The sequence below is a fragment of the Kribbella qitaiheensis genome (assembly GCF_042657745.1).
GTDB classification, from domain to species: Bacteria; Actinomycetota; Actinomycetes; order Propionibacteriales; family Kribbellaceae; genus Kribbella; species Kribbella qitaiheensis.
Genome location: NZ_JBHSKE010000034.1, coordinates 204462 through 227568, shown reverse-complemented (window position 1 = coordinate 227568; position 23107 = coordinate 204462). Strand labels below are relative to the sequence as shown.

Annotated in this window: 21 protein-coding genes; 11 read left to right on the top strand and 10 right to left on the bottom strand. The window is 67.1% G+C overall.

The window, feature by feature from the left end; genetic code table 11:
* Positions 1-11 precede the first annotated feature (11 nt).
* The gene (locus ACFPJ1_RS23645; RefSeq protein WP_380107059.1) at positions 12-383 is read right to left on the bottom strand and encodes a nuclear transport factor 2 family protein; all 372 of its coding nucleotides are present in this window, start codon (positions 381-383) and stop codon (positions 12-14) included.
* A 191-nt stretch (positions 384-574) separates the two neighbouring features.
* Between ACFPJ1_RS23645 and ACFPJ1_RS23640 the strand changes: the two genes are divergently transcribed.
* The 3 genes from ACFPJ1_RS23640 (at position 575) to ACFPJ1_RS23630 (ending at position 2875) form a co-directional block, all read left to right on the top strand.
* On the top strand, positions 575-928 hold the full coding sequence (locus tag ACFPJ1_RS23640) for a hypothetical protein (RefSeq protein WP_380107058.1): 354 nt from the start codon (positions 575-577) through the stop codon (positions 926-928).
* Positions 929-1148: 220 nt separating this feature from the next.
* Entirely contained in the window at positions 1149-2138 is a 990-nt protein-coding gene (locus tag ACFPJ1_RS23635) for a calcium-binding protein (RefSeq protein ID WP_380107056.1), read from the top strand.
* 308 nt (positions 2139-2446) lie between these two features.
* Positions 2447-2875: a VOC family protein gene (locus ACFPJ1_RS23630; protein WP_380107055.1), complete on the top strand. Its 429-nt coding sequence runs from the start codon at positions 2447-2449 to the stop codon at positions 2873-2875.
* A 620-nt stretch (positions 2876-3495) separates the two neighbouring features.
* Here the strand turns inward: ACFPJ1_RS23630 and ACFPJ1_RS23625 are convergent.
* The gene (locus ACFPJ1_RS23625) at positions 3496-3783 is read right to left on the bottom strand and encodes a hypothetical protein (protein WP_380107053.1); all 288 of its coding nucleotides are present in this window, start codon (positions 3781-3783) and stop codon (positions 3496-3498) included.
* A 641-nt stretch (positions 3784-4424) separates the two neighbouring features.
* On the opposite strand from ACFPJ1_RS23625, the gene ACFPJ1_RS23620 reads away from it, so the two are divergent.
* Positions 4425-5291, top strand: coding sequence for a phosphotransferase family protein (locus tag ACFPJ1_RS23620; RefSeq protein ID WP_380107051.1), 867 nt, complete (start codon positions 4425-4427; stop codon positions 5289-5291).
* A gap of 320 nt (positions 5292-5611) precedes the next feature.
* Here ACFPJ1_RS23620 and ACFPJ1_RS23615 read toward each other — a convergent pair whose 3' ends face one another.
* Positions 5612-6523, bottom strand: a complete 912-nt coding sequence (locus ACFPJ1_RS23615) for an alpha/beta hydrolase (protein WP_380107049.1) — start codon at positions 6521-6523, stop codon at positions 5612-5614.
* A 294-nt stretch (positions 6524-6817) separates the two neighbouring features.
* Between ACFPJ1_RS23615 and ACFPJ1_RS23610 the strand changes: the two genes are divergently transcribed.
* Positions 6818-7855, top strand: a complete 1038-nt coding sequence (locus ACFPJ1_RS23610; RefSeq protein WP_380107047.1) for a DUF2332 domain-containing protein — start codon at positions 6818-6820, stop codon at positions 7853-7855.
* 227 nt (positions 7856-8082) lie between these two features.
* Positions 8083-8754 (top strand): DUF998 domain-containing protein, encoded by a 672-nt coding sequence (locus ACFPJ1_RS23605; RefSeq protein ID WP_380107046.1) that lies wholly within the window; start codon positions 8083-8085, stop codon positions 8752-8754.
* 144 nt (positions 8755-8898) lie between these two features.
* Here the strand turns inward: ACFPJ1_RS23605 and ACFPJ1_RS23600 are convergent, their stop codons facing one another.
* Positions 8899-9561 (bottom strand): isochorismatase family protein, encoded by a 663-nt coding sequence (locus ACFPJ1_RS23600; RefSeq protein ID WP_380107367.1) that lies wholly within the window; start codon positions 9559-9561, stop codon positions 8899-8901.
* Between the two features lie 212 nt (positions 9562-9773).
* Between ACFPJ1_RS23600 and ACFPJ1_RS23595 the strand changes: the two genes are divergently transcribed.
* Together ACFPJ1_RS23595 and ACFPJ1_RS23590 are read left to right on the top strand one after the other, a co-directional pair.
* On the top strand, positions 9774-10052 hold the full coding sequence (locus ACFPJ1_RS23595) for a hypothetical protein (RefSeq protein ID WP_380107045.1): 279 nt from the start codon (positions 9774-9776) through the stop codon (positions 10050-10052).
* 127 nt (positions 10053-10179) lie between these two features.
* Entirely contained in the window at positions 10180-11100 is a 921-nt protein-coding gene (locus tag ACFPJ1_RS23590; RefSeq protein WP_380107044.1) for an alpha/beta fold hydrolase, read from the top strand.
* Between the two features lie 394 nt (positions 11101-11494).
* On the opposite strand, the gene ACFPJ1_RS23585 is transcribed toward ACFPJ1_RS23590, so the two are convergent.
* Positions 11495-11869: an alpha-isopropylmalate synthase regulatory domain-containing protein gene (locus ACFPJ1_RS23585; RefSeq protein ID WP_380107043.1), complete on the bottom strand. Its 375-nt coding sequence runs from the start codon at positions 11867-11869 to the stop codon at positions 11495-11497.
* A 300-nt stretch (positions 11870-12169) separates the two neighbouring features.
* Positions 12170-14407, bottom strand: a complete 2238-nt coding sequence (locus ACFPJ1_RS23580) for an MMPL family transporter (protein WP_380107041.1) — start codon at positions 14405-14407, stop codon at positions 12170-12172.
* Positions 14408-14562: 155 nt separating this feature from the next.
* Here ACFPJ1_RS23580 and ACFPJ1_RS23575 point away from each other — a divergent pair, with 155 nt between their 5' ends.
* The 3 genes from ACFPJ1_RS23575 to ACFPJ1_RS23565 all read left to right on the top strand — a co-directional run bounded on the left by ACFPJ1_RS23575 (position 14563) and on the right by ACFPJ1_RS23565 (position 17577).
* Positions 14563-15711: a sensor histidine kinase gene (locus tag ACFPJ1_RS23575; protein ID WP_380107039.1), complete on the top strand. Its 1149-nt coding sequence runs from the start codon at positions 14563-14565 to the stop codon at positions 15709-15711.
* A complete protein-coding gene (locus ACFPJ1_RS23570; protein WP_380107038.1) occupies positions 15708-16364 on the top strand; it encodes a response regulator in 657 nt (218 codons plus the stop codon). The genes ACFPJ1_RS23575 and ACFPJ1_RS23570 overlap by 4 nt, the downstream gene beginning before the upstream one ends.
* Before the next feature lie 262 nt (positions 16365-16626).
* On the top strand, positions 16627-17577 hold the full coding sequence (locus ACFPJ1_RS23565) for a CHRD domain-containing protein (protein ID WP_380107036.1): 951 nt from the start codon (positions 16627-16629) through the stop codon (positions 17575-17577).
* A 108-nt stretch (positions 17578-17685) separates the two neighbouring features.
* On the opposite strand, the gene ACFPJ1_RS23560 is transcribed toward ACFPJ1_RS23565, so the two are convergent.
* Genes ACFPJ1_RS23560 through ACFPJ1_RS23545 form a run of 4 tightly spaced genes read right to left on the bottom strand, consistent with a single transcriptional unit; the run spans position 17686 to position 23105 of the window.
* Complete coding sequence (locus ACFPJ1_RS23560; protein ID WP_380107035.1) at positions 17686-18600, bottom strand: type II secretion system F family protein; 915 nt, start codon at positions 18598-18600, stop codon at positions 17686-17688.
* A gap of 1 nt (position 18601) precedes the next feature.
* Positions 18602-20545, bottom strand: a complete 1944-nt coding sequence (locus ACFPJ1_RS23555) for a VWA domain-containing protein (protein WP_380107034.1) — start codon at positions 20543-20545, stop codon at positions 18602-18604.
* Complete coding sequence (locus tag ACFPJ1_RS23550) at positions 20542-21945, bottom strand: CpaF family protein (RefSeq protein WP_380107033.1); 1404 nt, start codon at positions 21943-21945, stop codon at positions 20542-20544. The genes ACFPJ1_RS23555 and ACFPJ1_RS23550 overlap by 4 nt, the downstream gene beginning before the upstream one ends.
* Positions 21942-23105 carry an AAA family ATPase gene (locus ACFPJ1_RS23545; RefSeq protein WP_380107032.1) on the bottom strand — a complete coding sequence of 388 codons (1164 nt, stop codon included), beginning with the start codon at positions 23103-23105 and terminating at the stop codon, positions 21942-21944. Before ACFPJ1_RS23545 ends, ACFPJ1_RS23550 begins: the two co-directional genes overlap by 4 nt.
* Between the last annotated feature and the right edge of the window lie 2 nt (positions 23106-23107).

Genomic DNA, 23107 nt, shown 5'->3' with positions numbered 1-23107 from the left:
GACAGCAGGCACTACGGCTCCACCGGACACTTGTGGCTGAGCACGCAGAGCCAGCGGCCGTCACTCCGCACGTACATCTCGCTGATCCACTCGTCCGCCGTGAAGGACACGCCGTTCCAGCTGCCGGAGCTCTGCTTGCGCGCCGTGACGATGACGGACTCGCCGTACGCAGCCACTCGTGCGTCTCCAACGATCTCCATCGTGTGATGAGCAAGCTGCCCGGACGCAATCCACCCGACGATGTCGTCTTTCGGCGTCGCACCGGTGGGTCCAACGTAAGCCCACCCGTCGGCCATGAAGGCGGCAACCGCCTGCGCACCGTTGCGAACAAGTGCGGCGTCCCACGCAGCGGAAACGGCGAGGACCTCTGACTCGATGCTCATGCCGTCACTCTAGAGAAGAGGTCACGCCACGGACATGTAGTCAGGTGCGGTCCCGAACCGCCGACCTTCCGCCTTTCAGTTCGACAATGCCTTTCATCCCAGTTGGCACGTCGCCGAAGCAAGGCAACCGTCGTACTGCGGTTGTCGCTGGCGTCCGGCCTTGCTGGACCTCGGCGCGGGATGATGAGCGGATGGATCTCGTCGGCATGAGTGAACGCGAGTACTGGGCCAACGTCGCCAAGCGTCCTGGGATGTTCATCGGCCGAGTCACGCTCGCCGGCCTGGAGGCGTACATGGACGGTTACGACGCTCATGCCCGTCGCCATGGCGGGCCAGGTCTGGATGGCTGGTGCGAGTGGCTGATCGCCAGACGAGGCCGCGACTGTAACCACGGATGGCACGGTCAAGTCCGCCACCTTGCGCTCCCCGACGGGTGGCAACAATGGGAGCTTCTCGCAGACCAGGAGCAGCAAGTCATCAAGGCGCTCTTCGAACTGCTTGACGAGTTCATCGCAGAACGCGAAGAGATGGCCGACACGGTTTGACTTCTCAGCGGCAGGCGACTCACCGGTGACAGTTGTGTCCACTGGTTAGCCGCGTTGCTGGACCGACGGAAGGGTTCCTCTGCTGCGCCCGTCGGTTGCACATTTCTTCGGATCGGTTGAACCGAATGCTGCCGGGGGCCGTATCGGAGGGCACAGGACAACCGAGCACGGTGCGCGGGGGAACCGGCAGCAACCGTGACTGACAAGGAGGAACCACATCATGAATCACGCAATTCGACTTCGGCGGGGCCTCAGCTCGGCCGCAGTGGCCGCCATCGCCACCGGCATCGCCTTCAGTGTGGCTGGTCCGGCCGCCGCGACCGCGCCGAGGGGGACCGTGCAGATCGACAACCGGCAGTTGATTGTCACAGGCACCAATCATGCCGACAACATCGCACTGCGGGTACCGGCGGCCGATCCCACCGTGCTCGAGGTCGACTTCGGAAACGACGGCCAGGCAGACGAAACGGTCAAGCTCGCCGACTTCGGCCAGATGCTGGTGAACAGCCGGAGCGGCGCCGACGACGTACGGATCGACTTCGGTGCTCAGACCCAGCCGTTCACGGTCGTGGACACCGGTGCCGGCGATGACGTCGTGTCCGGCGGCAGCGGCAACGAGCTGTTCCGTACCGGCGATGGCAACGATCGCGTCGACGGCAACCGTGGTACCGACACGGCATTGCTGGGCAACGGTGACGATGCGTTCACCTGGGATCCGGGCGACGGCAGCGACGTGATCGAGGGCGGCCGCGGTACCGACAAGATGCTCTTCAACGGGAGCGATGGTGCGGAGAAGTTCGCCGCCACCGCCAACGGCGCGCGGCTGCGGTTCACCCGCGACCTCGGCAACATCGTGATGGACACCGACGACGTCGAGCGGGTGGTGCTGAAGGCGCTGGGAGGCGCTGACTCCACCACGATCGGCGACCTGCGCGGTACCGACGTCCGCAAGGTCGACGTCGATCTCGGCAGCCAGACCCGCGCCGGCGACGGCGCGATCGATTCGGTGACCGTCAACGGTACGGCCGGCCGGGACTTCATCCGCGTCTCCGGGTCCGGAGGCACCGTGAACGTCAACGGTCTGAAGCCCACCGTCCGGATCACCCACGCAGAACCCACCGACCAGCTGATCGTGGACACGCGCGCCGGCAACGACACGGTCAACAGCCGCAACCTGGCCCCAGGCACCATCGGCCTCACCATCCTCTGAGACACCGATCCGACCTACAACCTCGGCTCGGTACGTGGGCAACCCCCACGTACCGAGCTGTCGTCGGCGGTACTGCGAACTAAGAGGGGCACCCGGCTGGTGAGTTTCGCGCGCGCTGTCCGGATCCGGCATTCTGGTTCGTCGTAGAGGTAGCGGGTGGAAAGCGCGGCGTGAACGTGCGCCACGAGCGCGCCGCGGCCGGTGAGGTCGGTGCGTCCGTCCGGTTAGCCCGAACGACAACATTGCGAGAAGGGACAGGCTATGCAACACGGAACGGCCACGGCTGATGTGAAGTTGGTGCCGGCTACATGAGCTACGAACAAACAGCCGTGACAATTGCCCTGCCGATCTCAGACCGCCAGAGGTCCTACGCGTTCTACCGTTCCGGACTCGGATTCGCCGTACCCGGGGAGCCCGCGGACGACGGCGTACCCGAGCCTCTGCGCCTCATTCTCGGCGACAGCGTTCGGGTCATGCTGATCCCTACGGAAGGCTTCGGTTGGGTACTCAGCGGCCGTCACCAGGCGTCGGCTGGTCAAAGCGAGTGCATCCTCACCCTCAGCCTGCCGACAAGCGCGGACGTAGAGGACTTGATCGCACGTGCTGCAACGGCGGGAGCCGTGATCATCCGACAGCCCGGCGAGCAGCCGTGGGGGTACGACGGTGCCTTCGCCGATCCAGACGGCCATGTCTGGCAAGTCGCGGTAGCGGACCAGTTCATGACCACCTGGCCCTAGCCCAGGGTTCGTCAACGAACGCGGGAGTGTTGAGCCGCTATCGTGCAGTCGTGCCGGGTACTGCGCCGCGTCCGTTGCTCTTCCTCGACGTCGACGGACCGCCAATTCCATCTCGAGGGCAGAGGTCGCGCCGGAGTGGGTTGCGTGATGCCTCGCCCGGGTGAGCGGATACTCGGCCCATGACGGCCGAGGCAACGATTTCGCCAGAACTTGCGTGTCTCTAGCATGATGCCCGTTAACCGCGGCACACGGTCTCGTGCGTACTGGGGTCCTGCTGTCGTTCTCATCGGTTTCGCCCTATCGGCGTGTGGGACCGAGGTACTGCCAACCGCTGGAGCGAGTAACACAACGCCTATCACCGGGCCGACCGCGCCCCGTGATGCAGCCTCCGGAACAGCGAGCCCCCGCGCGGCGGTTCCGACGGTGATTCCGTCAGCTCCCGCGACTCCGGCATTTCTCGACCGGGCGCGCGCGGTGGCGGAGGCTGTCCGGGCTGCGGGGATCCCGAAACCGCCTTCTGGGATCTTCCTGTACTCATCCCGGACACCGGGTCTTGCATTCGACACGACCGAGCAGAAGCTTGCGTGGACGGCCGGGCAGGTCGCAGTCGCACCGGGCGTTCAACTCGGATCAGGCGGGACCTCCCGCATCGATTTCGCGGACGGATCGAGCCTTCCGGTTGGCGTGCTCGACGCCCAGCCTGCCCTGACTGGAGAGATCGGAACCACTCGCAGCAACTGCAGAGGCGTACCGGCATCGTCGTGCAAGCTCACGATCACCCGCGCTTCCTTGGGAACAGACGAGGTGGTCACGAGCAGCGGTACTGCGACCGTGCCCGCCTGGTCCTTCACTGCGAAAGGCTTGTCGAGACCGATCGTCGTCGTCGCAGTCTCCAAAGATGTACTCAAGCCTCGAGTTGAGCCCGTCCCACCGCCCGGCCTCGCCGAGCTGGAGCCCGGCCTCCTCCAAGGCGAGAGCCTCACCCGGATCGACGACAGCACCCTCACCTTCATCCTCAACCATGGGGCCTGTGAGCCCGACCTTCGAGCTCACGTCCTCGAGTTCGAGGACCTGGTGGTCATCGGAGGGAGCCACGGTCCGGTGCCGGCCGATGCTGCCTGTCCGGCCGTCCTGCTGAGGAAAGCCGCGGTCGTCACCCTGGCCGTGCCGCTCGGAGACCGCGCTGTCATCAGCGCCGCCACCGGCGTCAGGCTCACACTCGATCGCCCTCCCAAATGGTTGGGTCCAAAGCCTCTTCTGTCCGCCGCCTGGGCCTTGGCGGCGCGCTTCTTCGTGGACCGTGGATCGCGATGAGTCATCACATCAGCCCACCGCGGTACCAAGTCCTGGGCCTGACCCGCTTGGTGGCCCGGCTGATGCGCCAGGCCGGTATCCGCCGACCGCGGCTGCCAGTGCTGCGACAACGCTCTCTCGGAGTCGTTCTTCGCCTCACTCAAGGGTGAGCTCATCGACCTGCAAACCTGGCTACCGCAGCCCCGCCGAAAACTAGGGAGACCGAACAAGATCACGAATGTAGCCTGACCAAATCATGGAGATGTCCGACATCACGCGTGCGATCGCGGCTGCGACTTCGGTCGCCGCATCGCTCGACCTACCAGCCAACGACGCAATCGTTCTCCACAACTCGAACAAGCTGGCGCTGCGGCTGACGCCATGCGACGTCCTTGCCCGGGTCGCCCATGTGGGGCAAGAGGTCGCACAGCTCGAAGTCGAGCTCGCTCAACGGCTCGCCGAGGTCGGATGCCCGGTGGGCGCCTTGGAGCCTCGGGTGGACCCGCTTGTGTACACGCGCGATGGCTTCGCAGTGACGCTGTGGATCTACTACGAGCCCGTGACACCTCACGTCTCACCAGTCGACTACGCGAAGGCGCTGGAGCGGCTGCACGCCGGCATGCGCAAGGTTGATGTGGCCAGCCCACGGTTCACGGATCGAATCGCGGAGGCGGAAGAAGTCGTTGCCAACCCGGATCTCTCGCCGGAGCTCGCCGACGCAGACCGCGTGTTCCTCAGCGGCAGACTAGGAAGCCTGCGACGGGCGATCGACGACCGCGGCGCCGTGGAGCAGCTGCTCCACGGCGAGCCGCATCAAGGCAATGTGCTCAGCACGAAGAATGGCCCGTTGTTCATCGACTTTGAGACGTGCTGTCGTGGACCCGTCGAGTTCGATCTCGCCCATGTTCCCGAGGCGGTCTGCGAGCACTACCCGAGCGTTGACCAAGGACTGCTGGACGAGTGCCGGGAGCTCGTTCTCGCGATGGTCGCAGCGTGGCGATGGGACGTTGGCGACCAGTTTCCGAACGGGAGGCGATTCGGAGAGGAATTCCTGCGCTCGCTGCGCGAGGGTCCTCCTTGGCCAACACTCGACACGATGACCAGGCGACTGGATGGTCTGTAGAAATCGCCGAAGGTCACTTGAAAGCGGCAAGGAACCAAGCGGCGAGGCTGTCGCCGTTGCAACCCACGTCATGGCCGGCACAAGGATCTCGGCCCCACAGGGAGGCCGAGGGACTCGATGGCGAGCACGAGGTTGCTCGAACCGTGATCGGTGGCAACACCGTCCAACGATCGGATCGCAAGATCGCCGTGACGCTGTCACACGGCCGCGCCGGCCAGTGCTGGGACAACGCTCTCTCGGAGTCGTTCTTCGCCTCACTCAAGGGTGAGCTCATGGACTTGCAAACCTGGCCCACCCGCGCCATGCCGATCTGCCTTTCGCTATGCGGTGACGCGTTCTGCGCCGGCGAGATGCGCCGACAGGAACTGTCCGGCTCGGTCCAGTGCAGCGGTCGCTTCGTCGAGCATCGGGTAGAAGGTTTGGAAGACGTGCGGCACGCCAGGGGTGATGTCGAGGGTGACCTCGACGTCGGCGGTGGCGGCTTGTTGCGCGAGGCGGATGGCGTCGTCGAGGAGAACTTCGTGAGTTCCGACCTGGATGATCAGGGGCGGCAGGCCGGACAGATCGGCGAATATCGGGCTGATGAGGCCAAGAGCGGCGTCCTGTCCCGACGTGTAGTCGGTGACCCGGGACTGGAGGTTTTCTCGGCTCATCAGCGTGTCGACCTCGCGCTTGGTTTGCATGGTCGCCCCGGCCAGGGTGAGGTCGACGTACGGTGACATGACGAAGGCTGCGGCTGGCAAGGGCAATCCGTGATCTCGGGCGTTGACCATGGTGGCGACGGCGAGCCCGCCTCCGGCGGACTCTCCCGCGAAGGCGATGTCCGAAGGGGCAATGCCGTTGTGCAGGAGGGCTTCGTAGGCTGCAAGAGCGTCGTCGACCGCTGCCGGATACGGATGCTCGGGGGCGAGCCGGTAGTCGACGGAGATGACCTTGGCGCCCGTCCGCCGGCCGACCTGCGAGGCGAGGCCAGCGGATTGGAAGGCGTCCCCCAGCACGTACACGCCGCTGTGGAAGTAGAGAACAACGTGGCGAGGCTCGATTCCGTCGATGGTGATCTCGGCGGTTGGGACGCCGCCCAGTGCGGCTGCTGTCACGGTCACGTCGGCGGGTAGCGGCTGCGCCGATATCAACTCTCGGAGCAGTCGCCGTTGCTCGTTGATATCGATGTCGGCGGGGAAGGCTGACTGTCGCAGGACTGCTTCGAGGTTCTCTCGCTGCTCGGTGCTCACGGAGGATCTCCGTTCGGTTCGGGTTGGTTTGGCAGCGCTCCCGGGTGGGCTCGCCCATCTCAATCCGCTGCTAAATCCCTGCCGGGAGGCGGGCCACTGTCAGCGTTGCCGCCAGACAGGTGAGGAGGCGTCACCTGATCCCGGTGATTCGCGCGACCGGAGTACCGCATGCCCATCCATGCTGCGGGCAGTCGACAAACGAGGGCTTCTTTCCAATGGCTAGAATCGCGGGGATGCCAGAGCCGACTGAAGGAAGCGTCGTACCCCGTGGGTAGGGCCCGCACGCTCGCTCAGGTGTACCGACACTTCGGTGAGGTCGACGCCGCCGAAACCTCGCCGCTGTACGAGCGCGTCGCCGTCGCCCTGAGTGAGTCCGACGAGGCGCTGCGCGCCATCGAGGGGGCGCCGGCGCGCAAGCGGAACCCCACGGTGATCCTCGCAGCCCTGCACGACCTCGCCCTCGCCGGACGCGCCCCGGCGCTTGCCGCGGCCTATGCCGCCGCGGACGGCGACGCTGCCGCCAGCGCGGCGATCGACACACTGCTGCGAATGACCGACTCGGTCGTGGCCGTCGCCGCGCGCCGGCGGACGCGGACCAACGAGACCGGACGCTGCGCCGTGCTGTATCCGGCGATTGCCGAGGCGGCGCGCCGGGTAGGCGCGAATGCGGTCGGGCTGATCGACGTGGGCTGCTCGGCTGGGCTCAATCTCAACGTCGATCGCGTTGGCATCACGTACAGCAACGGACACTCGCTGGGCGACCCGTCATCGCCTGTGCAGCAGTCGGCTTCGATCGTGGGAGACCGGCCCGTGCCGACGCAGGCGATGCCCGAGGTCGTCGCCCGGGTCGGCGTCGACCTCGATCCGGTCGACGTGACCGACGCGGATGACGCCCGATGGTTGCGCGCCTGCCTGTCGCCGGATCAGCCGGAGGGGATCTCTAGGCTCGAGGCTGAGATGGCGTTGGCGGCAACGGCCCCTCCGCTGCTGCTGCAAGGTGACGCCCTCGAGGTGTTGCCCGACGCCTTCGCCCGCGTGCCCTCGGACGCCCTGCCTGTCGTCACCTCGACGTGGGCGCTGTCGCACTTCCCGCTCGAGAGCCGTCTGCGCTTCCTGCACCGCCTCGACGAAGCGGCGGCCGGTCGGGCGGTGGCGTGGGTGTCAGCGGAGGGGGTCGGAGTCGCGCCCGCGATCCCGACACTCGGCGATCGCCGCGCCTCCGGCCACAGCATCATCGGCCTCGCGGTATTTGACGGATCGGCTCTGCACGCGGAGGCCATCGGCCGCTGCTGGTCGCAGGGCCGCATGCTGGCGTGGCTCGCAGACTCCTAGCGTCCTGTCAGCTGGACTAGCGGAGAAGCTGGCGGTTCTCAGATTGAGAAGCCGCAACTAAGAGGTGTGGTCAGGGGCGGTCTCGAACCGCCGACCTTCCGCCTTTCAGTTCGACAGCGGCTCTCGGGACGCTTAGTCGCGTTGCGAGCTTGCTCACGATGGATTCATCCTGCTTCGACTCTTCCTAAGAGCCGGCGTGGGGATGCGAGTCGCGTAGCGTTCGATGCATGAGGAGCGTGGATACCCGTCTGGTGTTGGGCTGGCTTGCTGTGATGGGCCCGATCGCTTTCACCATCGCGTGGATTGTTGGGGCTGTAGTGCAGGACGACTACAGCGTCCGGCGGGAGGACATCAGCGCGCTAGCGGCTTTGGACGCCCAGAACGCGTGGATCATGATCACGGGCTTTCTGCTGCTCGGTACCGGGATCGTCGCGCTCGGGGCCGGGCTTGCAGGCGCGTTGAAAGGCAGGCCCGCGACGGTCGGCTCGATCCTTGTTGGAGTCGCCGGCGTCGGCATCATCGTCGCCGGCCTGGCCCGCAACGACTGCAGCAGCCAACTAGACGCGTGCGCCGACCGCGCCGACGCCGGCGACGTATCTTGGCATCACGCCACCCACGACCTGGTCAGCCTCGTGGTGTTCCTCGCCCTTGTGGCCGCAGCACTGGTGTTCGCCAGTGCCTTCCGCGGCGATCAGTCGTGGCGCGACCTGCGTACCTACTCCCTCATCACCGCGGTACTGGGTCTCGTGTTGCTGGTTCTGTTCATCACCGGTGTCGCCGGCTCGTGGAACGGACTGCTGCAGCGGGTGTTCGTGACGGTGCTGTTCCTCTGGATCGCAGTTCTCGGCGCCCGCCTGATCCGACTCTCCCGGGCCCAGTCAGCCGAGCCCGCAACCTGATCTCTCTCATGAAACGCAAGCTCGGTCCGGTCCGCTGCCAACGCCTCCGAGCGAGAATGGTCCGCTCGACGGTCGGCCGAACCAAAGAACGCAGTCTCTGCCGCGATCAGGGCATCAGTCGACGGAGGACAGACCGATCGTTCGTCAAGTGAGGAGGGTGAGTACTTCGGCGGTGGGGCGGACGTCGCCGAAGGTGCGGTAGACGGTGTGGAGGGTGGCGTTGAGGTCCTGGTCGCGGCGGGCGGCGTTTGCGTCGGCGACCATCAGGACGCGGTAGTCGAGAGTGCTGGCGTCGCGGGCGGTGGACTCGCAGCAGACGTTCGCCACGGTGCCGGTGATCAGGACGGTATCGATGCCACGCGCCGCGAGCAGGTCCGGCAGATCGCAGCGGCCTGGGAAGAAGGCGCTCGCCGCCGTCTTCTCCACGATCAGGTCGTCGTCTTGTACGTCGAACTCGCGCCAGACCCGGTCCCGAAGCGGCCCGGTGCCGCCCGATTCGCTGAACATCTGCGCCACGTCGGCCCCGAGGAACTCCTCTGTCACCGCGGTGATCTCGGTTCGTCCCGGCAACACCCACGCGACTGTCCCACCCAGACCGCGCAGGGTGCAGGCAAGCTCCTGGATGTTCGGCACGATGCCGCGCTCGTAGTCCCCTTCCGCGACGAAGAACGAGACCATGTCGACCACCACCAGCGCAGTACGCTCCGGCACCAGTTCCTGGTAGGCGTGCCGCTTCCCGCGCCGCGTCTCCTGCCGCGCGTACTCGCGCGCCTCGATCGTCCACTGGTGCAGTTTGGGAACCACCATCTCCGTCACTTGGAGCACCCTGCCAGCCCCTACCGACATTGCCTCCGGCAGGACCTCACGACTCCGGGATGACGGGTCGAATCGGCCTACCTGGGTGGGGGTCGAGGTGCGTCTTCCCGCCTGCCGCTCAGCCCAGTCAGCTCCTGATCGCGCTACGCGTGGGCTGAACGGCAGACGGGAAGACGCAGGCACTGACTCGCTACGGTGACCGCGTGAACGACGAACCAGTGACCATCAAGCTCACACCCGATCAGGCCTTCGTCCTCTCGGACTGGCTGTACGAGGTGACGATGAAGTCAGATCAGTTGAGCGCCATCGTGACCGACCGAGCGGTCTGGTCGCCGCTGCACACGATCTCGGGCACGCTCGATAAGGCGTTGGCTGAGATCTTCATGCCGGACTACGGCGACCGCCTGAACGCTGCGCGGCGCCGCCTGCGTGAAGCAATGGGTGGTGAGGATGAGCCGACCGAGCCAGAGCCTGAACCATAGTCGGCCCGAGGTCATCCCACACCGGGGCCATTCGAACTCGTTTCGGGTTTCGCGACCAGTAGTGGGGGGACCGAGGCGACCGCGATCGCGGTGCTTGCTTGACTGGGTGATCGTGTAAACCAGGTGCATGGCTCTTCCTGCTGACGTCGTTGCGCCCGTGATGATCGAAGTCCGCCAGGGGCACCGCCTGGCGGTGCGGCGTCGTGGGAACGGCGGCGTACCGCTGCTGCTCATCCACGGATTCCCCTGTACGAGCCGCATCTGGTCGCACAACCTCGTCCCGCTCGCTGAGGCGGGGTTCGACGTCGTCGCGGCGGATCTGCGCGGCTACGGCGACTCCGACTTCGCGCCGGACGACTTCTACGACCTCAACGCGTTCAATGCCGACCTGACCGGTTTGTTCGACATGCTCGGTTGGGAGCGTGTAGTCGTCGCCAGGCACGATCTGGGCGCAATGGTCGCCATCGACATGGCCAACCGCCACCCCGAGTGGGTGGACCGCCTAGTGATCCTGGACGACTCCATGCCCGACCTGGGTGAGGCGTTCGCAGCGGCGGGTATCCCGCCGACCCGGCCCAAGCCCGCCGTCTTCGAGTACCAGCGCCGCCAGGGACACCACGCCGACGCCTTGGTCGCCGAGCTGGACACGCCCGAGCGGCGGCGGCGTTATGTGGGTGAGTTCTACGGGCACCGCCTGTGGTCTCCGCCCGATGCCTTTGACGAGGAGGACTTGGCCTTCCTGACCGAGCCCTACGGGGACGCGGCCCGGCTGCGTGCCGCCTTCGCCGACTACGAGGTCGTCATGGGCACCCGGCCGCTGTCGGCGCCGGAAATGATCGACCGGCCGGTCCGGCAGCGAGCCCTGGTGCTCATCGGCACCGACCAGGCGACGATAGGCGACCACATCGAGCAGCGGTGCGCGCTCGCCTTCCCCGAAGCGGTCGGTCCGTTCTGGGTCAAGGGCGCCGGCCACTTCATGCCCTGGGAGCGGCCCGAGACGGTCAACCGCGCCATCCGCTCTTTCTGCGGCGACCTGCTGGTGGCCTGAACCGCTGCGAGCCTTCGTTGTCTCGGACTGTGTCTCGTCCCTTCGATCGACCCGGGTCGCTGAGATCGACGAGTCGTTGCAGGCGCTTGCCATGCTCGACTTTCTTTCGGTCCAGAACGTCCACGACGCGTTCGATCGACTCCCCCAATTCGAGCGCCCGGGATCGGCCAGCTGAGTACCTTCGGGGGTACGTCCGTGCGCTATGCGACTTCTACCGTGGCGCTGCGGCGCGAGGACTCGGCATCCTCATGTGGTGGGACTGAAGCGTCCGCATCTGCCGTATTCGGCCGGTCCCGACCGAGCCACAGTCCTGGGACTCACCCACCGCAGCGGGCGGCGGAACACGCCGCGCGGCGGCGCTCGCGCTCATCGGACCACGGTCATCTCACTGGACTCAGCCTCGTGTCGGCCGCTTCGCGTTGTACTGGTTGAGGGCCGCGACGAGGGCAAGCCCGGCGGCCTCCACGACATCCGTGGACGACGCCCGGACCGCAACCCTGCGGCGCGGCAGCTCCACCTCGAGCTCGACCTCTCCGACCGCCTCGCTGCCGGGGCCGAATGAGTACGCCCGAAACGCGACTACCCGCGCCTCCACGCCCGTCGCCTGCGAGATCGACTGGCACACCGCGTCGATGAGCCCGGTGCCAGAACCCTCAGCGTGCACCTGTTCCCCAGCCCGGGAGAGCTTCACGCTGGCGCGCGGCCCGTCCTGCGTGCCCCCGGAGTACGTGATGGCGTCGAGCTGCCAGCCCGTGGACGGCTCCGTCATGCGATCCCCCTTGATGTCCAGCAAAGCCAGGGTCGGTACGGTCGTCGAAAGCATATTGCGCCGGCGCCCTAAGCCGGAGCCTAACCGGTCCGACCTGCGAACGCGCCACAGAACAGATCTCCGCCGCCGAACTCCGGCCCATCACCGTGCCGACCGCGGAGTTGGTATCCCGCTCGCTCGATGACCTCTCAGCGACCGCTGCCGGGGCTGCGGGCCGGGCCGCTCTCGGGCGGTGCGAGCCCTCGGTATGAACCCCGGCGAGACAGAAACGCCACAGCAGGCGGCAGTCGCAAAGGGTGGTCAGGGGCGGTCTCCAAGCGCCGAGCTTTCGCTTCTCAGTTCGATAGCGGTTCCCGCGCTGTCAGGAAGCACCATTACCCCGTCGGACTCTCCAGTGGGTCCGGTTGGTCGCCGTCGCTGGCCGTTGCGGTCCCGGTTGCGGCTGCCTATGACGCCGGTCGACAACCGCCGATTGAGCCAGGCAGGCATCCACCAGTTCGCGTCGCCCAACAGCTTCATCAAGGCCGGCACGAGAACCAGTCGCACGATGGTCGCATCGATGAGGACGGCAGTGGCCAGGCCCAGGCCGAACATCTTGGCCGTTGGGTCGTCGGCAAGGGAGAAGCTGACGAAGACCGCGATCATGATGAGCGCTGCCGAGGTGATCACGCGGCCGGTCGTGGTGATGCCGTGGATGGTCGAGGCGGTGTTGTCACCGGTCCGGACGTACTCCTCACGGATCCGGCTGAGCAGGAAGACCTCGTAGTCCATCGACAGCCCGAACACCACGGCGAACATGAACATGGGGATGAACGGGAGGATCGGGATAGTCGACTCCAGCCCGATCAGATCTGCGGCCCAACCCCACTGGAAGATCATCACCATGACGCCGAAGGACGCGCCGATGCTGAGCAGGTTCATCAGCGCGGCCTTCAGTGGTACGACGACCGACCGGAAGACCACCGTGAGAAGCACGACGGACAACAGGATCACCGCGCCGATGAACCACGGCAGCCGATCGTTGACCTTCGCACCCACATCCGCCAGGGTCGCCGTCTGACCACCGACATGGGCCTTCGCCGGACTGTCCCGTAGTACCGAGGGGAAGACCTCCGCGCGAAGCCGCTTGACTGTCGTCATCGTCGCATCGTCCTGCGGTCCGGTCGTCGGTACAGCGATCAGCGTCGCGACACCAGCCGCGGTATTCACCGAAGGAGGTGCGACCGACGCGATGCCACGATCGGCCCGGACGGCGTTGAACAGAGGTTGTACGACGGTAGGATCTCGAGAGACGTCGACGGCGATCACCAGCGGACCGTTGCTACCGGCACCGAATCCCGCGGCAACCAGGTCGTACGCCCGGCGCTCGGTGCGTTGCACGGGAAGCGCGCCGTCATCGGGCGTACCGACGCGGAGTGCGAGCACGGGTGCGGCCAGCGCCAGCAGCAGGACGGTGGCGCCGACGGCGTACGCGGCGGCGTGCTTGGACACGTGCCCCGCCCACCGCTGCCAACCCGAACCAGGGGACGCCTGCACCCGCCGTACCCGAAGGCGGTTGATCCAGTGCCCGGCCAGACCCAAGAACGCGGGCAGCAGGGTGAGCGAAGCGAGCACCATGGTCAGCACGATCAGCGAGACGGCAATCCCGCCGGCGGTCATGAACGGTACGCCGGCCACCACCAGCCCGAGGATCGCGATCACCACTGTGCCGCCGGCGAAGAGCACAGCCTGCCCGGCCGTGGAGACAGCACGCCCGACCGACTCCTCGACATCCATCCCGCGGGCCAGGTTCTCGCGGTGCCGGGTGACGATGATCAGCGCGTAGTCGATGCCCACGCCGAGCCCGATCATGCTGCCGAGTACGGGCGCCCAACTGGGCAGATCGATGAGATACGTGACCAACGACAGCGAGCTGACCGCCAGCGCGAGGCCGAACACAGCCATTCCGACCGGCAGCCCCATCGCGATGATCGATCCGAACGCGAGCAGCAGGATGACCATCGCGGCGATCAGCCCGAACGCCTCGCCGAGACCTGCCTGGGCTTCCTCGAACGCGTAGAAGAGATCCCCGCCCAGCTCGATCCGCAGCGGCGATTCCACCGCTGTCAGGGTCTTGAGCTGCTCGAGGTCGCTCGGCTCGAGCTTGTCGAGCACCGGATACTGAAGCCGGATGAGCCCGACCCGGCCGTCCGGCGAGATGACGGGATCGCTGACCCCCAGCACGTGCGGCAACGAAGCCGCGGTCGACTGGATCCGCGTCAGCGCAGCCCGCAGCTCGGGTGCATTGAGCGTCGCCTGCTCGTCGAGAGGAGTCACGACCACCTGCGCGGTCAGCCCGGCCTGATCCGCTCCCGCGGCCGACAGCAGATCGGTCGCGTACTGCGAGTCGACACCAGGTGCTCCGAAGGATTCCTCGAGTTTCTTGCCGAAGGCGCCGGATGCCGCGACCACGAGCGCCGCTACCACCAGCCACGCCCCGATCACCACCCAGGGCCGACGTGCGGCGTACCGGCCCAGTCTGTACAGATTCGACGTCATCACAGATCCCTTCAGCGAGAGTTGGACTCATCGTGTGGCCGCGGGGCCGGGCACCACCTCAGGCGATGAGACAGACTTCCCTCGGCCGATCAGCCGGGTCGCGTCCCGTACTTTGAGCCGATCCGCTCGGCGCCCGGAGTCCCTACGCTGTGGGCATGGTGAGAAACGCTCTCCGCTCGCTGCTGGCCGAGCCGCGAGCGCCCGACCCACCCAGGCGGGTGTGGCGCGACTGGGTGCTCGTCGCCGGCCTGCTGACGGCGGTCGTTCTCGAAGGCGTACTCCGTGAGGACGTGGTCTGGAGGCCCCTCGCGCTGGCGCTCGCCGTGGCAACCGTGTGCGCTCTCCTGTGGCGTCGTACCCACCCGTTGGCCGTGGTGGCCGCCGTGTTCGGCACCCTGATCGTGGAAAACCTCGTGGTCCTGATCAGTGGGGGCGCGACCTTCGGTCTGGACTCGATGATCTGCGTGGTGTTGCTGCCGTACTCACTCGTTCGCTGGGGATCCGGCCGCGAGATCCTCATCGGGCTGGCGTTCATCCTGGTGGCGCTGGTGCTGGGAAACATCAGTGACTTCACCGGGTACGTCGAAGCCGTCTTCGGCAGCATGTTCCTCCTGTTCCCGGCGACACTCGGGGCCGCGGTCCGCTATTGGTGGTCCGCCCGGCTCCGCGAGCTGGACCAGGTGCGACTCCGGGAGCGCGAGCAGTTGGCCCGGGAGCTGCACGACACGGTCGCTCATCACGTCTCGGCCATCGTCATCCGCGCCCAGGCCGGCCGAGCCGTCGCGGCCACCCGCCCGGAAGCCGCGGTCGATGCGCTCTCCATCATCGAGGCTGAGGGCACGCGTACTCTCGCCGAGATGCGGACGATGGTCGGCGTACTGCGCGATGACGGAACGGCGGCGCTGGCTCCCCAACCGGGAGTGGCCGACCTGGAGCGGCTCGCCCGCAGCGTCGGGGACCGGCCGCGGGTCGAGGTCGAGGTGTCGGGCGACCTCGACGACCTCGGACCAGCGGTCGGCGCCGCGATCTATCGCATCGCGCAGGAGTCGATCACGAACGCCGTACGGCATGCTCGGCAGGCAACTCGCATCGACGTTCGGCTGACGTCGTACGACGACGCCGTCCGCCTGACTGTCCGCGACGACGGAGAGGCCACCTCTGCGCCCCGGAACCCGCTCGGCTACGGCTTGGTCGGGATGACCGAGCGGGCCACGCTACTCGGCGGCACGTTCGCCGCGGGACCCGATTCGGACCGGGGCTGGTCCGTCGACGTGGTGCTGCCGCGGACGGCGGTCGGCCGATGACGATCCGCGTACTCGTCGCCGACGACCAGGATCTCGTCCGGACGGGACTCGCGATGATCCTCGATGCGCAACCAGGTATCGAGGTGGTCGGTCAGGCGGCCGACGGCCTGGAGGCGGTCCAGTTCGCCCGTCGGCTGCGGCCCGATGTGTGCCTGCTCGACATCAGGATGCCCGGCCTGGACGGGATCGCGGCGACCCGCGAGCTCGCCGGCCCCGGCGTCGACGACCCACTGGCGATCGTGGTGATCACCACCTTTGATCTCGACGAGTATGTGTACGGCGCTCTGAAGGCCGGCGCGCGTGGATTCCTGCTCAAGGATGCCGGCCCCGACCTTCTGGTCCAGGCGATCCACGCCGCCGCCAACGGTGACGCACTGATCGCGCCGAAGATCACCGCACGCCTGCTGGCCGCGTTCTCCGAACCACCGAAGGGCCGCACACCAGTCCAACCGATCGATCCGCTGACGACCCGCGAGGAACAGGTCCTGATCGCCGCGGCCACCGGCCGGACCAACGCCGAGATCGCGGCCGAGCTGCACATCAGCCTCAGCACCGTGAAGACTCACCTGGCAGGCGTGATGGGCAAGGTGGGTGCCCGGAACCGGGTCGAGATCGCCATGTGGGCCTACGAAACCGGCCGCATCAAGCTCTAGCTCACCTGGTGGGTGAGGCGGGTGCGGACTTGGGACTGGTGATGGCGGCAACCATCGCGGCGTCGCCGCCGCGACCTCATCGAGGCGATCTCATCCTTCACCACCGGGCCCTCACGCGGTACGTATGCGGCATCGGTTCGGTTCACCTTGGCGGCTGTGAGCTTTGCCGCAGGTTTCGGTTGGGCGCCGGCCGGCAAATCGGCGTACTACCTGACGTGGGCCGTGCACAAGCGTCGGCCGCAGATCCGGAAGGACAAACGTCATGTCTAGTAGCACAAAACGCCGCCTGGCCCGCGGCATCGGCGCGGCCCTCGTCGCGACCGCCGCGTCCGCCACGCTCGCCGTCAGCGCGGCGTCAGCGAACAGCCAGGCGACACCGCCGGCGGGGATCACCGTGCCGGGCGACCCGACCGCAGCACCCGCTTCCTTCGTCGCGAGCCTGGAGGGCCGCAACGAGGTCACGGGCGGCGATCCAGACGGGCGGGCGCTGGAACTCATCGGCATCGAGGGCAACACGCTCAGCTACTCGGTGTCCTGGCGCGGCATCAGTACCCCGACCGAGGCAGCCATCCACGCCGCCGGTCGAGGAGCGGACGGGCCCGTCGTCGTACCTTTGTTCACCACGCCGAGCCGAGGGGGTAGCTTCGCCTCCGGCAGCGTGACCGTCAGTGACCCGACCGTGCTTGACGCGTTGCGCTCAGACCCGAGCGGCTTCTACACCGACCTGCGAAACGATGACTTCCCGAATGGCGCCGTACGTGGCCAGCTACACCAGCTAAGTCACGCGGTCAGCACGACCGGAGTGGCCGCAGTGCAGGAGTCGGTGATCTTCGGCAGCCAGATCTACGCCTGCACCGTGCAACGCGACGGCTCCTTCGCCTTCACCCAGAACAACGTCGAGGCACGCCTCACCGGCGGCATCCACCACACCTTCGTCCAGCCGGCCGCCGGCCCGCCGCAGTGGCAGGCAGCCGACGGCAGCGCTGTCACCGGCACGGTCGTCACCAAGAACGCCAACGGCGCGGGCAACATCGCCGAACTGGACCTCGACGCCACCCAGATCGGCGACTCCTCCGGACTGCTGTCGAACGCCGTCGAGGTGCTTCGTCTGAACACAGTCGGCGGCGTCGCGCCGACCGGTACCTGCGACCCGCAGGCCACGCCACTCGTCAGCGTCCCGTACCAGGCCGACTACGTGTTCATCAACGGCTAGCCACTGCGATCTGAAGGAGTCGCCACGCGCCCCCACATCTGACGCGACGCTGGTTCGATCGGCAGGATGGCCTCGGCCCCTTGAGCTAGAAGGGGTCGAGGCCATCGTCTACTTCCCGAAGAAGACGTTGATGATGCTGATCACGCCGGGGCCGATGATGACGACGAACATGGACGGGAACAGGCAGAACACCAGCGGGAACAGGATTTTCACCGGCACCTTCTGCGCCTTCTCCTCTGCACCTTGCCTGCGCCGCAGCCGCATCTCCTTCGCCTGTTCACGCAGTACGTCCGCGATCGTGATGCCCAGCTCGCCGGCCTGCACGAGCGCGGACACGAACGACCGCAGCCCGGGCACAGTCGTCCGGTCGGTCATCGCGCGCAGAGCCTGCGAGCGCGACTTGCCGATCTGGATCTCCTGCAGCACCCGGGAGAACTCCGCAGCCAGCGGGCCAGTGGTGTTACGGGCGACCTGCGCCAGCGCCGCGTCGAATCCGAGCCCGGCCTCGACGCAGACCGTGAGCAAGTCGAGCGCATCGGGCAAGGCCTTCTGGATCTTCTCCTGTCGCTTGATGCCGGCGTTGTACAGCAGGACGTCGGGCAGGAAGAAGCCGACGGCCGCCGCCACGGCAGCGCCCACGACGAGCAGGCCGATCGTCCGAAGCCCGTACAGGCCGCCCAGACTGCCCAGGATGAACAGACCCAGGCCCTTTGCCGCCAGAACTCGGTCGGGCGTCAACCCCGACGGGTTGCCGGCCAGGTCGAGCCGGCGCTGCAGCGTCGTACTGATGCCCGAGGGCGACAGGCGTACGGCGACTCCGCGCAGCCAGCCTGGCAGTGCGGCGAACGGATCGCGCTTCGGCTCGAGCTCCACCGGTGCGTGCCGCGTGTAGTGACTGTCGATCGTGGCGAGTGCCCGGGCCACGCCACCTTCGGCAGTTCGCGCGGTGATGCTGATGACTGCCATGACAATGGCGAGGCCGAGCGCGGCGACTCCAGCAATCAAGAGCACGGTCGGGTTCATCTCATGCCTCCACCTTGATCAAGACGCGGATCCACAACGCGCCCACGATGATGAGCCCGACGCAGGCGGCGACCATCATCACGCCGATCGGTGTGGTGAACAGTGGGCTCATGTACTGCGGTTTGCTCAACGTCAGCCACGCACCGAGCGCAATCGGCAGACTGACGATGATGTAGCCGGACAGTCGCCCCTCGGCGCTGAGCGCCCGGACGTGGCGGCGGGTCTGTGCGCGTTCGCGCATGGTGTCGACGGTGTTCGTCAGTACCTCGGCCAGGTTGCCGCCGACCTCCCGTTGGATCCGGGTGGCCATCACGACCCAGCGCAGGTCCTCGCAGTGCATCCGGTCCGCAACGTGGGTGAGACCGTCCTCGAGATCGACACCGATCCTGGTCTCCGCGAGTACCCGGGAGAACTCACTCGCGGCCGGTTGCGTGCCGTCTCGTACGACGGCATCGATGGCCTGCGCCAGCGAGAACCCGGAGCGAAGTGATCCGACGATCAGCTGAAGCACATCGGGGAGTTGTTCGCCGAAGGCCGCACGGCGACGCCCGATACGGATGGTGAGGAAGGCATGTTGTGCGAGCCATCCGACGAGAAGTCCGATCGGCAAACTCAGCAGCCCGTTGACGCCTGTGAGCATCAGTGCGACCCCCAGCGCCGTACTGCCGCAGAGGACAAGCAACGTCCATTCGGCCGGCTTGCGCTTCACGTCCGCGAGATCGAGCCGTTTGGCAAGTCCTTGTTCGACGCCACTGGACCGCAGGACCTGGGCGACGAGTCCGACCGCGGTCCGGGCGGCAGCGCCCTCCATCTCACCGGTGTGGTGCTCGTCGCGGCGAGGTCCGTACTGGCTGACCTTCTGGATCAACCGACGCGCAGTGTCTTCGCGGGAGCCCTGCCAGCGCAGTAGTACGACCGTGAGCACCACGATCAAGAAGACGCCGGCCAGTAGCGCGAGACGCTGCCATGACCAGATGGTCTGGTGCGACCGAGCCGACTGTACGGCGTTCGTCGGCGCGGGCGGAGGAGTTGGCGGAGTGACCGCGGCAAAGGTCACCAAGGTCTTGGCGCTGACCGAACCGATGGCGACTCGCAGCATGACGCTACGGCCGGCCAACGCGTCGGGCACAGTGACGTCGACCTTGGCGCGCGCAGTGAAGTTCCGCGCCACGGCAGCGAAGGCTGCCGTCAGCTCACCGGCGTTCTGCGCGGTCAGTATCCGTCCGCCCGCGGCCGACGCGATCTCCTGTGCCGCTGATGCGTCACCGCTGCCGTACCGGAAGGCGACGATGTCAGCCGGGATGCGATCCGCCGCGAGCTGCCTGGTCACCGAGGTGAGATTCGCCTTGCTGGAGGTGTCGACACCGTCCGACAGCACGACGAGCCTGCGCTGGGCTGACGAGCCGAGGCGGGCGGCATCGAGCGTCGCGGCGGCTGCGCGGACAGCGTCGTACAGCGCTGTGTCGCCGGTGGCCTGCACGTGCGCCAATGCCGCACGAACCAGAGTGCGGTTCGTCGTCGGCGAGACCAAGAGACGAGGCCGGTCGGAGAAGGTGATCAGGCCCGCCTTTACGTCGTTCGGCAGGCTGGCGAGGTAGCTGAGCGCGGCCTGACGCGCCGCAGCAAGCCCCGAGCCGGCCATCGAGCCACTGGTGTCCAGCGCGATGACCACCGCGCGCGGCGGAGCTGCTGTCACGGTCGTGCTGCTCACCGGCGTCACCTGTGCCGGCAGCGAGGTGCTACCGGCCTGGACGCGCACCGACTTCGAGTCCAGTTTTCCTGACACGTTGGCGGTCGTGAGCACGAAGCTGACATGGCCTTGGCTGACCTGCACAGAGTCGATCCGTGCCGACGGATCGCCGTCCGCGTGCGCGATTCCCGGCAGAACCACTGCCAAGCCGAGGACTATGGCACCCAGCCATCGGATGCGTCGCGCGATCGTCATCGGTGGACCTCTTCCAAGCCGAACATCCGCGGCGGCAGGTAGACGCCGCGATCAGCGAGCCGATCGAGGAAACCGGGGCGCAGGCCGGTGGACCGCAGCGCGCCGCGGAAACAGCCGCGCTCGTCGACGCCCGCGTGGAAGTCGAACTGGAACACGTCCTGAAGGGTGATGACCTCACCCTCCATGCCGGTGACCTCGGTGATGTGCGTGATGCGACGTGTCCCGTCCTTGAGGCGGGCCTGGTGCACGATGAGATCGAGCGCGGAGGACATCTGCTCGCGGATCGCCCGCTGCGGCAGGTCGACGCCGGCCATCAGCACCATGGTCTCCAGCCGGGACAGCGAGTCGCGTGGCGCGTTGGAGTGCACGGTCGTGATCGAGCCGTCGTGGCCCGTGTTCATGGCTTGCAACATGTCCAGCGCGGCGCCGTCGCGGACCTCACCGATGATGATGCGGTCGGGGCGCATCCGCAGGGAGTTCCGCACCAGTTCGCGGATCGCGATCTCGCCACGCTTCTCGACGTTCGCCGGACGCGACTCGAGCCGCAGTACGTGCTCCTGCCGCAGCTGTAGCTCGGCGGCGTCCTCGATCGTGACGATGCGTTCGTCATCGGGAATGAACGACGACAGCACGTTCAGCGTCGTCGTCTTGCCGGAGCCGGTGCCGCCGCCGATCAGGACGTTCAACCGGCCCCGCACACACGCCTGCAGCAGTTCCGCGACCGGCCCGGTCAGCGTGCCGAACGAGATCAGGTCGTCGACCGTGAAGGGGTCGGCGGCGAACTTCCGGATCGTGAGCAGCGACCCGTCCAGCGCGATCGGCGGTACGACGGCGTTCACCCGGCTGCCGTCGGGCAGACGCGCATCCACCATCGGGCTGGCGTCGTCGACCCGGCGGCCGACTCGGGAGACGATCTTGTCGATGGTGCGACGTAGGTGGCTCTCATCGGTGAACGCCGCGTCGACCGGGGTTAGCCGCCCGTCGCGTTCGACATAGATCTGGTCGTGACCGTTGACCATGATCTCGGAGACGCCGGCATCGCGCAGATACGGCTCGAGCGGGCCGTGGCCGAGGATCTCGTCGGCGACCTCCTGCGCGACGCGTGCACGGTCGGCTGCGGTCATCGGGGTGTCGTCGCGCTGCAGCACTGCCTGCAGGGTTTGCGTGACCTGCTGTTCGAGCTCGTGCTGGTCGAGGTGAGCGTCGTACAGCTTGGGCCCCAGGCTCTCCAGCAGACCCTGGTGCACGCTGCGCTTCACGCCGGCGAACGGGTCCGCGTTCCGTGCCGCACGGCGCGGTACGTCTGCGGACGTCTGCGGACTCGGTGAACTCGTCGGGACCGTCTGGGGCTGTTGCCCAGGGTGTGCCTGGCGCTTGGCCAATCGTTCGGACAGGGTCATGATCGCCTCCCCGCACCACGGCGTGCGAACGCCTTGGACCTCGCCGCAACGGGCCGGCTGAGCAGACGTTCGTGGGCGAGCCGAGTGATCGCCTGGCTGACCGGATGAGTCGGCGTCGCGATCACGATCGGGACTCCCTTGTTGATCGAGATGGGGACGTTGCGGCTGGACGGCACGTGCCCGTTGATGGCACTGCGGACCACGCGCTCGACGTCGCCCGAGGACAGTCCGACCTTCGAATCGGAGCGATTGAGCACCACTGAGCGGATGTCGCGTGAGTAGGACAGCAGGTCAAGCATGTCCAGCGTGATCCGCAGGTTCTTCAGCGCCGGTGTGTCCGGCGTGGTCAGCAGGACATGGTGATCGGAGACGTCCATCGCGGTGAGCACGTGCTCGCTGAACTGCGCCGGCGTATCGACCACGACGAAGTCGAACATCCCACGCAGTACCGTGAGCAGCTCGCCGACCAGCGCGGCGGGGATCTTCTCCGCATCGCCGGGGGTCACCGGCGCCAGCAGCAGGTCCAGCCCCGGCCGGTACGACGTCAGCAGCGAGACCGCACCTGTGGTGTCGAGATGGCCGGCCATCGGCAAGGCGTCGCTGATCGTGCGGACCGGGTCGAGCTGAACGCTGATCGCCACGTCACCGAACGAGAGATCGAGGTCCACCAAGCAGACTCGAATGCCGTCGCTCGCGGACAGCGCCGCGGCCAGGTTGATCGCGATGGTGGTCTTGCCACACCCGCCCTTGGCCGCGAACACCGTAACGATCTTGCCCTGGTGTACCGGTTCCGGCTCGTCGTTGACCCGCACCCGGCCCGACAGCGTCCGCGAGCGCTCGCACGCGGCAACCAGTGCCACGGTGTCGCCGGCGGCAACCACTTCCCGCACCCCGGCTCGAAGTGCCTCCGTGAGCAGCGCGACGTCCACGTGCTCGCGGACCAGGATCAGGCCGGTGGCCGGCCGCTCCAACCGCAGCTCCGCGGCGAACCGCAGAGCGTCCCCGGCATCGGCATGGGGTCCGACCACGACGAGATCCTCGGCGGGGTCGTGGTTCAAGGCGCGGAGCGCGGCGTCGAGGTCGTCGACCGACCGCACGTCCCCACCGAGGTTCGAGATCAGGTCGTGCGGCGCAGTGGCCGGCTCGCAAAGGATGGTCATCG

Bases quoted from the DNA above. Each gene is read 5' to 3' on its own strand.
- ACFPJ1_RS23640 (WP_380107058.1), top strand. From the start codon at position 575: ATGGATCTCGTCGGCATGAGTGAACGCGAGTACTGGGCCAACGTCGCC.
- ACFPJ1_RS23620 (WP_380107051.1), top strand. From the start codon at position 4,425: ATGGAGATGTCCGACATCACGCGTGCGATCGCGGCTGCGACTTCGGTC.
- ACFPJ1_RS23560 (WP_380107035.1), bottom strand. From the start codon at position 18,600: ATGAACCCGACCGTGCTCTTGATTGCTGGAGTCGCCGCGCTCGGCCTC.
- ACFPJ1_RS23580 (WP_380107041.1), bottom strand. From the start codon at position 14,407: ATGACGTCGAATCTGTACAGACTGGGCCGGTACGCCGCACGTCGGCCC.
- ACFPJ1_RS23605 (WP_380107046.1), top strand. From the start codon at position 8,083: ATGAGGAGCGTGGATACCCGTCTGGTGTTGGGCTGGCTTGCTGTGATG.
- ACFPJ1_RS23585 (WP_380107043.1), bottom strand. From the start codon at position 11,869: ATGACGGAGCCGTCCACGGGCTGGCAGCTCGACGCCATCACGTACTCC.
- ACFPJ1_RS23635 (WP_380107056.1), top strand. From the start codon at position 1,149: ATGAATCACGCAATTCGACTTCGGCGGGGCCTCAGCTCGGCCGCAGTG.
- ACFPJ1_RS23575 (WP_380107039.1), top strand. From the start codon at position 14,563: ATGGTGAGAAACGCTCTCCGCTCGCTGCTGGCCGAGCCGCGAGCGCCC.
- ACFPJ1_RS23545 (WP_380107032.1), bottom strand. From the start codon at position 23,105: ATGACCATCCTTTGCGAGCCGGCCACTGCGCCGCACGACCTGATCTCG.
- ACFPJ1_RS23555 (WP_380107034.1), bottom strand. From the start codon at position 20,545: ATGACGATCGCGCGACGCATCCGATGGCTGGGTGCCATAGTCCTCGGC.
- ACFPJ1_RS23565 (WP_380107036.1), top strand. From the start codon at position 16,627: ATGTCTAGTAGCACAAAACGCCGCCTGGCCCGCGGCATCGGCGCGGCC.
- ACFPJ1_RS23630 (WP_380107055.1), top strand. From the start codon at position 2,447: ATGAGCTACGAACAAACAGCCGTGACAATTGCCCTGCCGATCTCAGAC.
- ACFPJ1_RS23550 (WP_380107033.1), bottom strand. From the start codon at position 21,945: ATGACCCTGTCCGAACGATTGGCCAAGCGCCAGGCACACCCTGGGCAA.
- ACFPJ1_RS23570 (WP_380107038.1), top strand. From the start codon at position 15,708: ATGACGATCCGCGTACTCGTCGCCGACGACCAGGATCTCGTCCGGACG.
- ACFPJ1_RS23600 (WP_380107367.1), bottom strand. From the start codon at position 9,561: ATGGTGGTTCCCAAACTGCACCAGTGGACGATCGAGGCGCGCGAGTAC.
- ACFPJ1_RS23645 (WP_380107059.1), bottom strand. From the start codon at position 383: ATGAGCATCGAGTCAGAGGTCCTCGCCGTTTCCGCTGCGTGGGACGCC.
- ACFPJ1_RS23590 (WP_380107044.1), top strand. From the start codon at position 10,180: ATGGCTCTTCCTGCTGACGTCGTTGCGCCCGTGATGATCGAAGTCCGC.